This is a genomic window from Xanthomonas sp. DAR33341 (assembly GCF_003992815.1).
Classification (GTDB): Bacteria; Pseudomonadota; Gammaproteobacteria; order Xanthomonadales; family Xanthomonadaceae; genus Xanthomonas; species Xanthomonas cissicola.
Map to the genome: position 1 here is coordinate 84410 of NZ_QEYV01000034.1, position 13672 is coordinate 98081.

The following is a 13672-nucleotide window of genomic DNA, read 5'->3' on the forward strand; positions in this document are numbered from 1 at the left end:
ATGGCCCAGCGCGCACCGCAGATCGCCTGGATGCCGGACCTGTGCCGGCTGCCGCGGTTGGGCGCGATGCTGGGCCTGGCCGAGCTGGTGGTGCTGGTGGTGACCTTGGTACCGGATGCCGGCGCCGCGCGCAGCATCACGTTGTCGCGGTTCCTCTCCGCCAGCGGCCTGGCGCTCTGGCTGGCGTTGGCGGTCACCGTGCTGCTGTGCGTGTTGCGGCCTACCTTGTCGCGATTGCCGCCGCGGCTGGGCGGGCTGAGCGCCTTGCTGATCGCTGCCGTGGTGGCGATGTTCGGTGCCGGCATCGTGCATGGCCTGTATGCGGTGCTCGGGCAGGTGCCGCTGGGCGCGCAGGTCGGCTTCTGGCGGTTCACGCTTGGCAGTGCGGCCACGGTGGTGCTGATCACTGCGCTGGCGCTGCGCTACTTCTATGTCAGCGACCGCTGGGAGGCGCAGGTGCAGGCCAACGCGCGCGCCGAGGCCGATGCCCTGCAGGCGCGCATCCGCCCGCACTTCCTGTTCAACAGCATGAACCTCATCGCCAGCCTGCTGCGGCGCGACCCGGTGGTGGCCGAGCAGGCGGTGCTGGACCTGTCGGATCTGTTCCGTGCGGCGCTCGGTGCCGGCGAGGGCGTCTCCACCTTGCGTGCCGAATGCGAACTGGCCGAACGCTATCTGGCAATCGAATCGCTGCGCCTGGGCGAGCGCCTGCAAGTGCGCTGGCACCGCCAGGAACCGTTGCCGTGGGACTTGCCGATGCCGCGGCTGGTGCTGCAGCCGCTGGTCGAAAATGCGGTACTGCATGGCGTTTCGCGCATGCCCGAAGGCGGTACGCTGTACCTGTCGCTGCGTCAGCGCGGCAACCAGCTGCAGATCCGCATCGTCAACCCGGCGCCGCAGCCCGGCACCCAGTTGCCGTTGCTGGCCGGCGCCGGGCATGCCCAGGCCAGCATCTCGCACCGGTTGGCGTTCCAGTTCGGCGCCGGGGCACGGATGGCGGCCAGCTGGGCTGAAGGCTACTATGCCTGTGAGATCACATTGCCGCTGCCGTGAGGGGAAAGTCACTGCAGCGAGGGGGAGTCCATGACGGCCACGCAAGTGCGGGTGCTGATCGCCGATGACGAGCCACTGGCGCGCGAGCGCCTGCGCATGCTGCTGGGCGAGCATCCGCAGGTCGAGGTGATTGGCGAGGCCGAAAACGGCCAGCAAGTGCTGCAGCAGTGCGAACACCTGCATCCGGATCTGGTACTGCTGGACATCGCCATGCCCGGTGTCGACGGCCTGGAAACCGCGCGGTTGCTGCGGCAAAGCCAGCCGCCACCAGCAGTGGTGTTCTGCACCGCCTACGACCAGCATGCACTGTCCGCATTCGACGCGGCCGCGCTGGATTACCTGATGAAGCCGGTGCGCCCGGAACGCCTGGCGTCCGCGCTGGAAAAGGTCGCCACCTTCCTGGCCGGCCGCGCGCCCGGTACCGCGCCCAGGCCGCTGCGCACCCATCTGTGCGCACGCCTGCGCGGCAGCCTGCGGCTGATCGCCATTGGCGACATTCGCTACCTGCAGGCCGAAGAGAAGTACGTCATCGTCCATCACACGCGTGGCGAGGACCTGATCGAAGAGTCGCTGAAGTCGCTGGAAGACGAATTCGCCGACCGCCTGGTGCGCATCCATCGCAATTGCCTGGTCGCCCGCGATGAGCTGGTGGAACTGCGCCGCAGCGGCGATGGCCAGGTCCATGCGGTGCTGCGCAACGTGCCGCAGACCCTGGAAGTGAGTCGTCGCTGCGTGGCCAGCCTGCGCGATCAATTACGGCAACTGTGAGTTCGGTGCCGGCTCCGCGATAATGCCGGCATGACCACGCTCCGAATCGCCACTCGCAAAAGCCCGCTTGCCCTCTGGCAGAGCGAACACGTCGCCGACGCGCTGCGTCAGCATCATCCCGGCCTGGAGGTCGTGCTGGTGCCGATGAGCACTCGCGGCGACGAGGTGCTGGACCGTTCGCTCGCCGCGATCGGCGGCAAGGGTCTGTTCCTGAAGGAGCTGGAGCTGGCGATGTTGCGCGGCGAGGCCGATTGCGCGGTGCATTCGCTCAAGGACGTGCCGATGGAACTGGACGAGCCATTCGTGCTGCCGGCCATCCTGGAACGCGGCGACCCGGCCGATGCGCTGGTGTCCAATCTCTACGCCAGCCTGCAGGCGCTGCCGCTGGGCGCGCGCGTGGGCACCTCCTCGTTGCGTCGTCAGGCGCAGTTGCGTGCCGCGCGCCCGGACCTGGAATTGATCGACCTGCGCGGCAACGTCAACACGCGGCTGGCCAAGCTCGACAACGGCGGTTACGACGCCATCGTGCTGGCCTGCGCCGGCCTGCAGCGGCTCGGGCTGGAAGCACGCATCAGCGCACGGCTGGACGCGCCGGAATGGTTGCCCGCACCTGCGCAAGGCGCGGTGGCGGTGGAATGCCGTGGCGACGACGCACGCATCCACAGCCTGCTGGCGGTGCTGGATGCCGGCCGCACGCGTGCCTGCGTGGAAGCCGAGCGGGCCATGAATCGCGCCCTGCACGGCAGCTGCCATGTGCCGGTGGCCGCCTTCGCGCGCTGGGAAGGGCAGGACCTGTTCTTGCAGGGCATGGTGGGCAGCGCCAGCGACGGCCGCCTGATCCATGCCGACGCGCACGGCAGCGCCGACGATACCGAAGCGCTTGGCCGCCGCGTTGCGCAAGGACTGTTCGACAAGGGCGCCGCACAGCTGCTGGCCGAGCTGTAGCGCGCTGTCTTCGCCGGGCCTTTGGCCGCCTGGCCCACGCCCCGGCTGTCGTAGGAGCGGCCCCGGCCGCGACAGGCGTTCCCGGGAACGCTTGTCGCGGCCGGGGTCGCTCCTACCGAGTCGGGTGGCTTACTTGAACGTGTAGACCAGATTGACCGTGGTCAGCGTGTCGGTCTTCTTGTCGCCGTCGCTGACGTCGCTGTTGTGACGCATCTGCCACGCCGCCTTCAGCGCAAAATGCGAGTTCATGCTGACCTGCACGCCGAAATCGTTTTGCGCATAGGTGTTGTACTCGCCCGATTCCACCAGCAGGGTGTTGATCAGATCGGTGTTGTCGGTGACGGTGTACTTCAGGTCGAACAGGCCGCGGCCGATCAGGCCGGTTTCGTTACGGTCTTCGTCGCTGTTGTGCGCGCGGCGCACACCCGGGCCCACCTGCGCATCCAGGTAGAAGCGGTCGGCGTCGATCAGGCGCGTGCCATAGCCGATACCGAAGGTGGCCAGGCGATCGTAGGTGGCGAAGTCGTCGTGTTCGTAGCGGCCGGTGGCCGTGAGCTGGCGGTGCTCGCCCAGCTGCAGTGCGCTGCCGACGCTGCCGGTGTAGCGCTCGGCCGTGGTCTGGCGCTCGCGCGTGGTGCTGCCGTCGTCGTTGGTGTTGGTGTATTCCGAACTCGAGCGCAACGCGGTGGCGTCCAGGCTATGGATCCAGTCGCCGTCGGTGTAGCGCAGGCGCACGCGGCCGTTGAGGCTGTCGGTGGTGCTGTTGCCATGCGCCGCTGCGTAGCCGAGCTCGCCGCTGCTGCCGCTCCACGGTGACGGCAGCACCACTGCAGCCGGGTCTGCCGGCGCCGGTGCGACTGCCTGGGCCCAGACGGAGGGCGTGATCAACAACAGCGGCAACAGGGCAGGCAACGGGACACGGCGGGACATGGGCAGCTCGCTTTGGAAGGCGGGAGGAGGGGTGGAAGCGATTTCATGATAACGGACTGTGCGGTGACGTCATCGCCAAGTGAATATCCGCTTCATTGCCGGTTGGGACGCCGCAAGCGGCCTGGGGCGATCAGCTCCAGATGGGCGCGACGGCGAAGGGCGATCCGGGAGCGGCTGGCGTATGGCCAGTGTGACCTGCGCAGTCGTTGTCAGGACAATGAAAGTGGCTCGGGACAGGTGCCTGGCGTGAATCGCAGCAACCTGCCCGGGCGCGCGTGCGCATGGCGGCGGCCGGGGGATGTCACCAGGACCTCTGGACTGCCACGTGGCAGGAGCCTCAGCGGCCGATTGCGTCGCGTGCCAGCGCTACCGGCGATGCCTGCCAACCAAGGGCCTGCGCGAACGCTCACGCGATGCCGGCGCGCGGTGGATGCTGCCACCGACCCAACAGACCAAGCCGCTGCGTCGCACGTCCCCTGGGCGCTTGCCGCCGTCTGCCCGCCGTCACATCGCGATGCTCACCCCGCCGCGCAAAGACTCGGACATAATCGACGCATGGACCGCTACGAACGCATCAACTCCCTGCATCGCTTGCTCAAATCGGCACGCTACCCGGTCACGGTGGCGCGGCTGCAGGATGAGCTGAGCTGTTCCCGTGCAACTGTCTACCGCGATCTGGCGTTTCTGCGCGATGCGCTGATGGCGCCGGTGGAAGGCGATGGCGAATCGGGCTTTCGCTATCTCTCCGGCGAAAGCGACCGCTTCGAATTGCCCGGCCTGTGGCTGAGTTCGGAAGAACTGCACGCGCTGCTGGCCTCGCAACAGCTGCTCGCGCGCACCGGCGGCGGGGTGTTGTCCTCGATGCTGGCACCGCTGCAGCAGCGCATCGAAGGACTGCTGGCTGCCCAGGCCGGCGTCTCGCAGTGGCCGGTGGATCGGGTGCGGGTCATTCCACACCGTGGCCGCAAGCTGGACGAAGCCAGCTTCCGCACCGTGGCCTCCGGCGTGCTGGAGCGCAAGCAGCTGAGCTTCGATTACCGTGCGCGTTCGACCGACGAATCGACCAAGCGGACGGTGTCGCCACAGCGCATCACCCATTACCGCGACAACTGGTATCTGGACGCGTGGGATCACGGGCGCGACGGCGTGCGCAGCTTTGCGGTGGACCGCATCAACCACGCGCGTCTGCTCGATGCGGCGCCGCGCGATGTGCCCGACAGCGAATTGGACGAGCAGCTTGCCGCCAGCTACGGCATTTTTTCCGGGGCGCCCAAGGGGTGGGCGACCATCGTGTTCAGCTCCAAGGCCGCGCGCTGGGTTGCCGACGAACATTGGCATTCCAAGCAGCAGGGCCGCTTTCTGCCCGATGGCCGCTACGAGCTCAAGTTGCCGTACAGCAACTCGCGCGAATTGCTGATGGACGTGCTGCACTACGGCTCGGACGCAGAGATCGTCGAGCCCATGTCGCTGCGCGAGCAGGCCAAGGCATTGTTGTCGCTGGCATTGAGCAATTACGACTGAGCCTGGCCGGCGGTGAATGGCTGCGCCGCGTGGCTGCTGCGGCGCGCATCTGCATGACGGTCGACGAGGCGCTGCCGACCCGGCGCATGGCCAGTGCGACCAAGAACGCTCAGCGCTTGTTCGGCACTTCAAAACCCAGGCGGTCCACCTGCTCGCGCAGCTGCGGCACCCGCTTGAGTTTGTCGGTATAGATGGAATAGTCGTCGCGCATCTTGTTAACCAGCATGCGGTACTGGTCGCGGCTCATGTCCGGCTTGCGCGAGAAGATCCAGGCCAGGTCGCGGCCAGGGTAGGAGATCAGCATCCAGGAGCCGTCGGGAGCGATTTCCAGGATGCGCTGCTTGGCCGGGATGACCTTGTAGAACCACACCCGCCAGTCGCGGTTGCCGCTGTCGGCATCCACCGAGGCGCGCGCATTGACTTCCTTTTCCGGTTCGCCGAACCCGTCGCGGTACAGATAGCGCACCGCCACCTTGCCGTCTTCGACCAGGGTGTATTCGTCGCGGCTGGTGACGTGGCCGCGCTCGACCGCGTTGGGCATGCGCGCAATGACGTACCAGGTGCCCATAATCTTGGACAAATCGATTGCCGGCTCCGTGGCGGGCGTGTCTTTGGCATGTGCCGCAGGCAGGCCGAGGACAAGCAGAAAGGCGAGGGCGATCGTAACGGTCAGGCGCATCGCAACATCACAAGGAGGCAGTCGGAGCAGCACACTACCGCATGCAGGGGGCAAGTTCGCGTCAACGGTCGGGCCTGGCATCGGCAGCCGGGGGATCTGTGGCGAACGCCGTGCGGCCGGGGCCGGCTGGCGGGCGGGCGCCGATCAGGCGCTGGCGGCGCGACCGGCTCGCTCTGCCGCGTGGCGTCGGTCCTGTGCCGCCTGCGTGCGGGTTGCCAGGCGCCGACGTGGCAGGTCGGCAGCACTCGTACAAGCCTGTGACGCGCTCCAGCAGGCGCCCCGATCGATGCCCCGCATCAAGGTCGCAGCCTGTGAGATGGGCTGCGGCAATCCTGCGCGCCTGTTGTGATCCTTCCTGCCACGGAGTGCCGCCATGTCGCATCGTCCTGCTTCCCGTTCCGAACGTCCCGACCCGCGCGTGCTGCGCCCGGTGCGGCAGATCGCCCTGGCCGGGCTGGCCCTGGTGCTGGTCTGGCCGGCCGCGCGAGGCAGCAGCGAGTGGATTGGCTGGTTGCCGCTGTGGCTGGTCGGCATGCCGATGCTGGCGTGGTGGAGCCTGCACCGGTTTGCCCTGCCTTCGTTGGCACCGCGTGGCGCGCGCCGTGTTGCGCCCCGGCGGCGTGGCCCGCAGGCACAGCGTCGGCGCAGCGCTTCGCGTACGGCGACACAGGCGCGCGCAGCCTGACCTTCGGCAGGGTTGGCCGACGGGGCGCTGTGCTACGTTCCGGGCATTCGTTTTTCCGGAAACATTCATGCCCAAGTTCGCCTCGATCTGCCTGGTTGCCGGCCTGATCACCGCTGGCGCCGTCTCTGCAGAGGAACCCCCCGTGTCCAACGATCCCTACGCCTGGCTGGAAGATGTCACCGGCGCCAAGCCGCTGGATTGGGTCAAGACCCAGAACGCCAAGACCGAGGCGCGGCTGGCCAGCACGCCGGCGTTCAAGCAGATGGAAACCAGCATCCGCGAAGTGCTGGATTCGGACGCCAAGATTCCGGGCGTGCAGAAGATCGGCGCGTTCTACTACAACTTCTGGAAGGACAAGCAGCACGAGCGCGGCCTGTGGCGGCGCACCACGCTGGACGAGTACCGCAAGGCCACGCCCAAGTGGGAAACGGTGCTGGACCTGGATGCGCTCAACAAGGCCGAAGGCGAAAACTGGGTGTGGCACGGTGCCGACTGCCTGCGCCCGGACTACCGGCGTTGCCTGATCGCGTTGTCGCGCGGCGGTGCCGATGCCGATGTCACGCGCGAGTTCGATCTGGGCAGCAAGCAATGGGTCAAGGACGGCTTCTTCCGTCCCGAGTCCAAGGGTGGGCTGGGCTGGATCGACCGGGACACTGTCTACGTGTTCACCGACTTCGGCGCCGGCAGCATGACCAGCTCCGGCTACCCGCGCATCGCCAAGCAATGGAAGCGCGGCACGCCACTGACTGCCGCGACCGTGGTGTACGAAGGCAAGCCGACCGATATGTACATCGCAGCCATGCATGACGACACGCCCGGATTCGAGCGCGATTTCGTCAGCCGCACGCTCGCCTTCTACAACGACGAGCTGTATCTCAAGGGCGCCGACGGCACGCTGGTCAAGGTAGACGTGCCCAATTCGGCCAGCAAGTCGGTCAAGCGCCAGTGGCTGACGCTGGAGCTGCGCGAACCGTGGACGGTCGGCGGCAAGACCTACAAGCCCGGCACCTTGCTGGCCACGCGTTTCGACGATTTCATGGCAGGCAAACGCAACTTCGATGTGTTGTTCGAGCCCACCGACACCACCTCGCTGGCCGGCATGGCGTGGACCAAGTCGCATCTGGTGTTGAACGTGCTGGAAGACGTCAAGAACCGTCTGAGCGTGATCACACCCTCGCGCGATGGCTGGAAAAAGAGCGCGTTTGTCGGTGCGCCGAGCTTCGGTACGGTGGATGTCGGCGCGGTGGATAGCGACGACAGCGACGCGCTGTGGCTCACCGTCACCGATTATCTGACCCCCACCACCTTGTCGTGGGTGGACGTGGGCGCTGCGCCGCAGCCGCTCAAGACCATGCCGGCGTTCTTCGATGCCGGCAAGGACACCATCGAGCAGCACTTCGCCACCAGCAAGGACGGCACCCGCGTGCCGTATTTCCTGGTACGCCCGAAGGCCCTGAAGCTCGACGGCAGCGCGCCGACCTTGCTGTACGGCTACGGCGGTTTCGAAATTTCGATGACGCCCAATTACTCCGGTGGCCTGGGGCGCGCCTGGCTGGAGAAGGGCGGCGTCTACGTGGTGGCCAATATCCGCGGCGGTGGCGAATACGGCCCGCGCTGGCACCAGGCCGCGCTCAAGCAGAATCGCCACAAGGCCTACGAGGACATGGCCGCGGTGGCCAAGGATCTGGTGGCGCGCAAGATCACCTCGACCAAGCATCTGGGCGTGCAGGGCGGCAGCAATGGCGGCCTGATGACCGGCAACATGCTCACCCAGTATCCGGAACTGTTCGGCGCGGTGGTGGTGCAGGTGCCGCTGCTGGACATGAAGCGCTACAGCCATCTGCTGGCCGGCGCCTCGTGGATGGCCGAATACGGCAACCCCGACACCGACGACTGGACGTTCATCCAGACCTTCTCGCCGTACCACCTGTTCGATGCCAAGAAGACCTACCCACCGGTGATCTTCCTGACCTCCACGCGCGACGACCGCGTGCATCCCGGCCACGCGCGCAAGATGGCCGCAAAGATGATCGAGGCCGGCAAGGACGTGACCTATTACGAGAACATCGAAGGTGGCCATGGCGGTGCGGCCAATAACGCGCAGGCCGCGCACATGGCCGCGCTGGCGTATAGCTTCCTGTGGGAGCGGTTGGCCGACTGAGCGATCATTGCCGGTTGCGCTGCGTTGATCGATACCGGCCCGCTGGCAGTGCACAGCGGGCCGGATCGTTTGCGACCGGTGGGTATTGCCGGTGTCTGGAGCGGCGCGATGAAACTGGATGATCTCGGTCCAGGGATCTGCATTCTCGGACCTTCCAACAGCGGCAAGTCGACCCTGGCGCAGGCGCGCGGTTGCGTGCCGGTGCATCTGGACCAGTTGCATCACCTGCCCAATACCGCCTGGATACCTCGGTCCAGACAGGACTTCGTGGCGCTTCACTGCGCCGCAATCGCCCAGGAGCGTTGGGTGATTGACGGCAATTATCTGGGCTGTCTTGCGCCACGTCTGGCGCGTGCCACCGGCGTGATCGTGCTGGATGTTCCAACCATCGTCAGCGTGCTGCGCTATCTGAGGCGAAGCTGGTGCGAGCCTTACCGTTACGGTGCGCTGGAAGGCGCCAAGAATGAGGTCACCTGGCCAATGCTCCGCCATATTGCAATCGTTGAACCTTGCAAACGAGCGGAACTGTCGCGTTCGATCAAGGCTGTAGACGTGCCGACGATTGCATTGCGCACGACCGCGGCAATCGACAGGTTCTATCGCAGCGAACGGTTGCGGTGCCCCACTGGCGCACCTAGATGATTGTCGTACGCCCTCTTTCAGCCAAGCGATGCTGCGTTCCGGGCGCGATGCTGGCGGGCTAACTTGCGGCTACGCAATGTCGATCTACAACCGCTTCAACCCACGCGCAATTCGCTCTACCGCCTGCTGCAGGCGCGGCAGGCTTTGCGTGTAGGCAATGCGTACATGCTGATTGGCGCGGTAGTGGCCGAAGTCGATGCCGGGCGTAAATGCAACATGTTCGGTCTCCAGAAAATGCGCGCAAAACGCCTGCGCATCATCTGAAAATCCGCTGATGTCGGCATACAAGTAAAACGCGCCTTGCGGTTCGACCGCGATCTCGAATCCCAGCGCACGCAAGGCCGGCAGCAGGTAATCGCGACGCTGCTGGAACTCGGCGCGGCGCGCTTCGAAGAGGGCGATGCTCTCGGGCGTGAAGCAGGCCAGTGCGGCGTGCTGGGCAATTGTCGAGGCGCTGATGTACAGATTCTGCGCGAGCTTTTCCAATTCCGGCACCGCGTCGGGCGGTGCGATCAGCCAGCCCAGCCGCCACCCAGTCATGCCGAAGTACTTGGAAAAACTGTTCAGCACGAACGCGCCATCGTCCACTTCCAGCACGCTGTGCGCATCCAGACCGTAGGTCAGGCCGTGGTAGATCTCGTCCACCACCAGGTGGCCGCCGCGCGCATGCAGCGCCTGCGAAAGCGCAGCCAGTTGCGTGCGCGACAGCACGCTGCCGGTGGGGTTCGCCGGCGAGGCCACCAGGGCGCCCACGCTGTCGGCGTTCCAGGCGCTCTCCACCAGCGCAGGGGTCAACTGATAATCGCTGTCCGGGCCGACCGGGACCAATTGCGCGGCGCCCTCGACCAGGCGCAGAAAGTGGCGGTTGCAGGGGTAGCCCGGGTCGGCGAGCAACCAATGCCTGCCCGGATCCACCAGCAGGCTGCTGGCCAGCAGCAATGCGCCAGACCCCCCGGGTGTCACCAGGATCCGCTCCGGATCGAGGTTGCAGGCGTAGCGTTGCGCATAGAAGCCGGCAATCGCCTCGCGCAGCGCCGGCAGCCCGCGTGCGGCGGTGTAGCGGGTGTGGCCGGCCGCCAATGCCGCCTGGCCGGCAGCGACGATGGGCGCGGCCGTGGTGAAATCGGGCTCGCCGATTTCCAGGTGGATCACGTCGTGGCCGGCCTGCTCGAGCGCATTGGCGCGCGCCAGCAGCGACATGACATGAAACGGGGCGATGTCCTGGCTGCGGCGGCTATAGCCGCCTGCGTACGGAAGTGTGGAATCCATTGGTTCGATGATAGACCAGCATGACCTAGGACACATGGCGCCCGACAGAAGGCTCTTCCACACTCGGGTGCTGGGATGGCATTGCGTTCATCCAATGGACCCCAATCTGATGAAGCCCGTTCTCACTGTTCTGATCGCCAGCCTGATGACCACTGTCCCTGCCTTCGCCGCCCTTCCGTCGCCGCCAGACGTTGCCAAGCACCCGCATGTGGTCAAGGCGCCGTTCGGCGCGACCCGTAACGACGACTATTACTGGTTGCGCGACGACAAGCGCCAAGACAAGGCGATGCTGGCGTATCTCAACGCCGAGAATGCCTACACCGACACGGTGATGGCGCCGCTCAAGCCGTTGGAAGAGACGCTGTATACCGAGATCGTGGGGCGCATCAAGCAGGACGATGCCAGCGTGCCGTATCGCGAGCGCGGCTATTGGTATTACACGCGGTTCGAAACCGGCAAGGATTATCCGATCCAGGCGCGCCGCAAGGGCAGCATGGAGGCGCCGGAACAGATCCTGCTCGACGTCAACCAGATGGCGCAGGGCAAGGGCTACTTCAGCGTGGGCGATGCCGCGGTGAGCCAGGACAATCGCATCCTCGCCTGGGCCGACGATGCCGTTGGCCGCCGTCAATACACCATCCGCTTCAAGAACCTGGAGACCGGCGAACTCTATCCGGACACGGTGGAGGGCGTCTCGGCCAATGTGGTGTGGGCCGACGACAACAAGACGCTGTTCTATATCGAAAACGATCCGGAAACGCTGCTCACCGTGCGCGTGAAAAAGCACGTGCTGGGCACGCCGTCCAGGGACGATGTGCTGGTGTACGAAGAGAAGGACGACAGCTTCTACATGGGCATCGGCCGCACGCGCGACGACAAGTACATCACCATCGAGATGGAAAGCACGGTCTCTTCGGAAACCCGCTATGCGCTGGCCGCCGAGCCGGACGCCTTCAAGGTGCTGGCCGGGCGCGAGCGCGATGTGGAATACCACGCCGAGCATTTCGATGGCCGCTGGGTGATTCGCACCAATGCCGACAACGCCAGGAACTTCAAGCTGGTCACTGCGCCCACCGATGCGACCACACGCACGCAGTGGACCGACTGGGTGGCGCACGACGACAACGTCTACATCGAAGACTTCGAATTGTTCGATGGATTCACCGCCATCGAAGAGCGTTCCGGCGGACTGGAGCGTGTGCGCTTGCTCAAGCGCGATGGCAGCCATGAGTACGTCAAGGCCGATGAACCGGCGTATTCGATGGGTCTATCCGTCAACTCCGAGCCGGATACCGCCTGGCTGCGCTACAGCTACACCTCGTTGACCACGCCGGCGACCACCTACGAGCTCAATACGCAGACCGGCGAGCGCAGGTTGCTCAAGCAACAACCGGTGATCGGCTACGACGCCAGCAAATACGTGACCGAACGCGTGTGGGTGACCGCGCGCGACGGGGTCAAGGTGCCGGTGTCGCTGGTGTACAAAAAGGGCTTCAAGAAGGACGGCAGCGCAGCGCTGTTTCAGTATGCGTACGGCAGTTACGGCATGTCGATGGACCCGGCATTCAATCTGCCGGCGATCAGCCTGCTGGACCGCGGTGTGGTGTATGCCATCGCGCACATCCGCGGCGGCCAGGAAATGGGGCGCCAGTGGTACGACGATGGCAAGCTGCTGCACAAGAAAAACACCTTCAATGACTTTATCGATGTCACCCGCGGTCTGGTCGCCCAGGGGTACGCCGCCAAGGACCGCGTTGCCGCATCCGGTGGTAGCGCCGGCGGCCTGCTGATGGGCGCGGTGGCCAACATGGCGCCGCAGGACTATCGCGTGATGGTCGCGCAGGTGCCGTTCGTCGATGTGGTCACCACCATGCTCGACGCCAGCATTCCGCTCACCACCAACGAATACGACGAGTGGGGCAACCCGGAAACCCAGGACTATTACGCGTACATGCTGTCGTACTCGCCGTACGACAACGTGCGCAAGCAGGCGTACCCGGCGCTGTTCGTGGGCACCGGTCTGTGGGATTCGCAGGTGCAGTACTGGGAGCCGGCCAAGTGGGTGGCCAAGCTGCGCGACGACAACACCGGCACCCAGCCGATCGTGTTCCGTACCAATATGGAGGCCGGGCATGGCGGCAAATCCGGACGCTTCCGCCGCTACCGCGAGCTGGCCGAGTCGTATGCGTTCGTGCTGGATCAGCTGGGCGTGAAGTAGCTGGAGGGCCGGGATTTGGGAGTCGGGATCTGGGATTAGTTGGAGCGGATGGCCTGGGCTGGAGCTGGCTGCTCGTTGGGATGCGGTGGCTAGCCTCCCTCCATCGTCCGCTCCCCGCCTTCGCCTGTCCTTATCGGCGCGTCGCATTCGCCGCCTCGCCCTGAAGCGAGCCGGGGACCGCAGTCCGGCGTCGCTGCATATTGGGCTGCGTGTCTGACCGCAGCGAGGCTGGGCGCCTTGTCACCGCTGGCGACCAGCGCGCTGCACGCCGCCCGCTGCGGACAGCGCGCCCTCCTGCAGCGACACAATCACCGCTGCAGGGCCGACTCACCAAACTGCAGCGCTGGCCGTATCATTTGCGCATGACGCGACCGACTCGATTCCGCTGGGCCTGGTGGTTGCTGGCCTACGCCAGCCTGGCCACCGGCATCGTCGGGATCTTCGTCCCGGGGCTGCCGACGACGGTCTTCATCCTGATCTCTGCCTGGGCGGCCTCGCACGGCTCCGAACGCCTGCATAACTGGCTGCTGTCGCATCCGCGCTTCGGTCCGGCGATCGTGGAATGGCAGACCTACCGTGCGGTCAGCCGCAAGGCCAAGTGGATGGCGACGCTGACCATGACGGTCTGCGCCGCGATCATGCTGTGGTGCGTGCCGGTGTTCTGGGTCAAGTGCCTGTCGATCGGCAGCATGGCCGTGGTAGCGATCTGGCTGTGGTTGCGCCCCGAGCCGCCGCCGCGCCCCCTGCCCGGCGCGCACTGAACGCAGCGGGCCACCGAGCGCACGGCCATAACGGTGTTCT

Annotated in this window: 11 protein-coding genes and 1 pseudogene; 9 read left to right on the forward strand and 3 right to left on the reverse strand. The window is 65.8% G+C overall.

Going from position 1 to position 13672, the window contains the following annotated elements:
* From EO156_RS16620 to hemC, 3 genes are read left to right on the forward strand one after another with little or no spacing between them, the layout of a single operon-like run.
* Entirely contained in the window at nucleotides 1-1053 is a 1053-nt protein-coding gene (locus EO156_RS16620; protein ID WP_003489716.1) for a histidine kinase, read from the forward strand.
* Between the two features lie 30 nt (nucleotides 1054-1083).
* The gene (locus EO156_RS16625) at nucleotides 1084-1821 is read left to right on the forward strand and encodes a LytTR family DNA-binding domain-containing protein (RefSeq protein ID WP_016848960.1); all 738 of its coding nucleotides are present in this window, start codon (nucleotides 1084-1086) and stop codon (nucleotides 1819-1821) included.
* Between the two features lie 30 nt (nucleotides 1822-1851).
* A complete protein-coding gene (gene hemC, locus EO156_RS16630) occupies nucleotides 1852-2766 on the forward strand; it encodes a hydroxymethylbilane synthase (RefSeq protein WP_003489714.1) in 915 nt (304 codons plus the stop codon).
* Nucleotides 2767-2895: 129 nt separating this feature from the next.
* On the opposite strand, the gene EO156_RS16635 is transcribed toward hemC, so the two are convergent.
* Nucleotides 2896-3696: a DUF481 domain-containing protein gene (locus EO156_RS16635; protein WP_005916853.1), complete on the reverse strand. Its 801-nt coding sequence runs from the start codon at nucleotides 3694-3696 to the stop codon at nucleotides 2896-2898.
* A 555-nt stretch (nucleotides 3697-4251) separates the two neighbouring features.
* Here EO156_RS16635 and EO156_RS16645 point away from each other — a divergent pair.
* The gene (locus EO156_RS16645) at nucleotides 4252-5217 is read left to right on the forward strand and encodes a YafY family protein (RefSeq protein WP_005916857.1); all 966 of its coding nucleotides are present in this window, start codon (nucleotides 4252-4254) and stop codon (nucleotides 5215-5217) included.
* Between the two features lie 109 nt (nucleotides 5218-5326).
* Here EO156_RS16645 and EO156_RS16650 read toward each other — a convergent pair whose 3' ends face one another.
* Nucleotides 5327-5896, reverse strand: a complete 570-nt coding sequence (locus tag EO156_RS16650) for a lipocalin family protein (RefSeq protein ID WP_003482775.1) — start codon at nucleotides 5894-5896, stop codon at nucleotides 5327-5329.
* A 373-nt stretch (nucleotides 5897-6269) separates the two neighbouring features.
* Between EO156_RS16650 and EO156_RS16655 the strand changes: the two genes are divergently transcribed.
* The 3 genes and pseudogenes from EO156_RS16655 to EO156_RS24425 form a co-directional block, all read left to right on the forward strand.
* Nucleotides 6270-6581 carry a hypothetical protein gene (locus EO156_RS16655; RefSeq protein WP_003482774.1) on the forward strand — a complete coding sequence of 104 codons (312 nt, stop codon included), beginning with the start codon at nucleotides 6270-6272 and terminating at the stop codon, nucleotides 6579-6581.
* Between the two features lie 67 nt (nucleotides 6582-6648).
* Nucleotides 6649-8742, forward strand: a complete 2094-nt coding sequence (locus tag EO156_RS16660; protein ID WP_016849762.1) for a prolyl oligopeptidase family serine peptidase — start codon at nucleotides 6649-6651, stop codon at nucleotides 8740-8742.
* A gap of 174 nt (nucleotides 8743-8916) precedes the next feature.
* A pseudogene (locus EO156_RS24425) lies at nucleotides 8917-9180 on the forward strand (AAA family ATPase); the annotation flags it as partial.
* A gap of 288 nt (nucleotides 9181-9468) precedes the next feature.
* Here EO156_RS24425 and EO156_RS16670 read toward each other — a convergent pair.
* On the reverse strand, nucleotides 9469-10653 hold the full coding sequence (locus EO156_RS16670) for a pyridoxal phosphate-dependent aminotransferase (RefSeq protein ID WP_016849760.1): 1185 nt from the start codon (nucleotides 10651-10653) through the stop codon (nucleotides 9469-9471).
* A 109-nt stretch (nucleotides 10654-10762) separates the two neighbouring features.
* Between EO156_RS16670 and EO156_RS16675 the strand changes: the two genes are divergently transcribed.
* On the forward strand, nucleotides 10763-12871 hold the full coding sequence (locus EO156_RS16675; protein ID WP_026006965.1) for an oligopeptidase B: 2109 nt from the start codon (nucleotides 10763-10765) through the stop codon (nucleotides 12869-12871).
* 362 nt (nucleotides 12872-13233) lie between these two features.
* On the forward strand, nucleotides 13234-13632 hold the full coding sequence (locus EO156_RS16680) for a YbaN family protein (RefSeq protein ID WP_003482768.1): 399 nt from the start codon (nucleotides 13234-13236) through the stop codon (nucleotides 13630-13632).
* Nucleotides 13633-13672 lie beyond the last annotated feature (40 nt).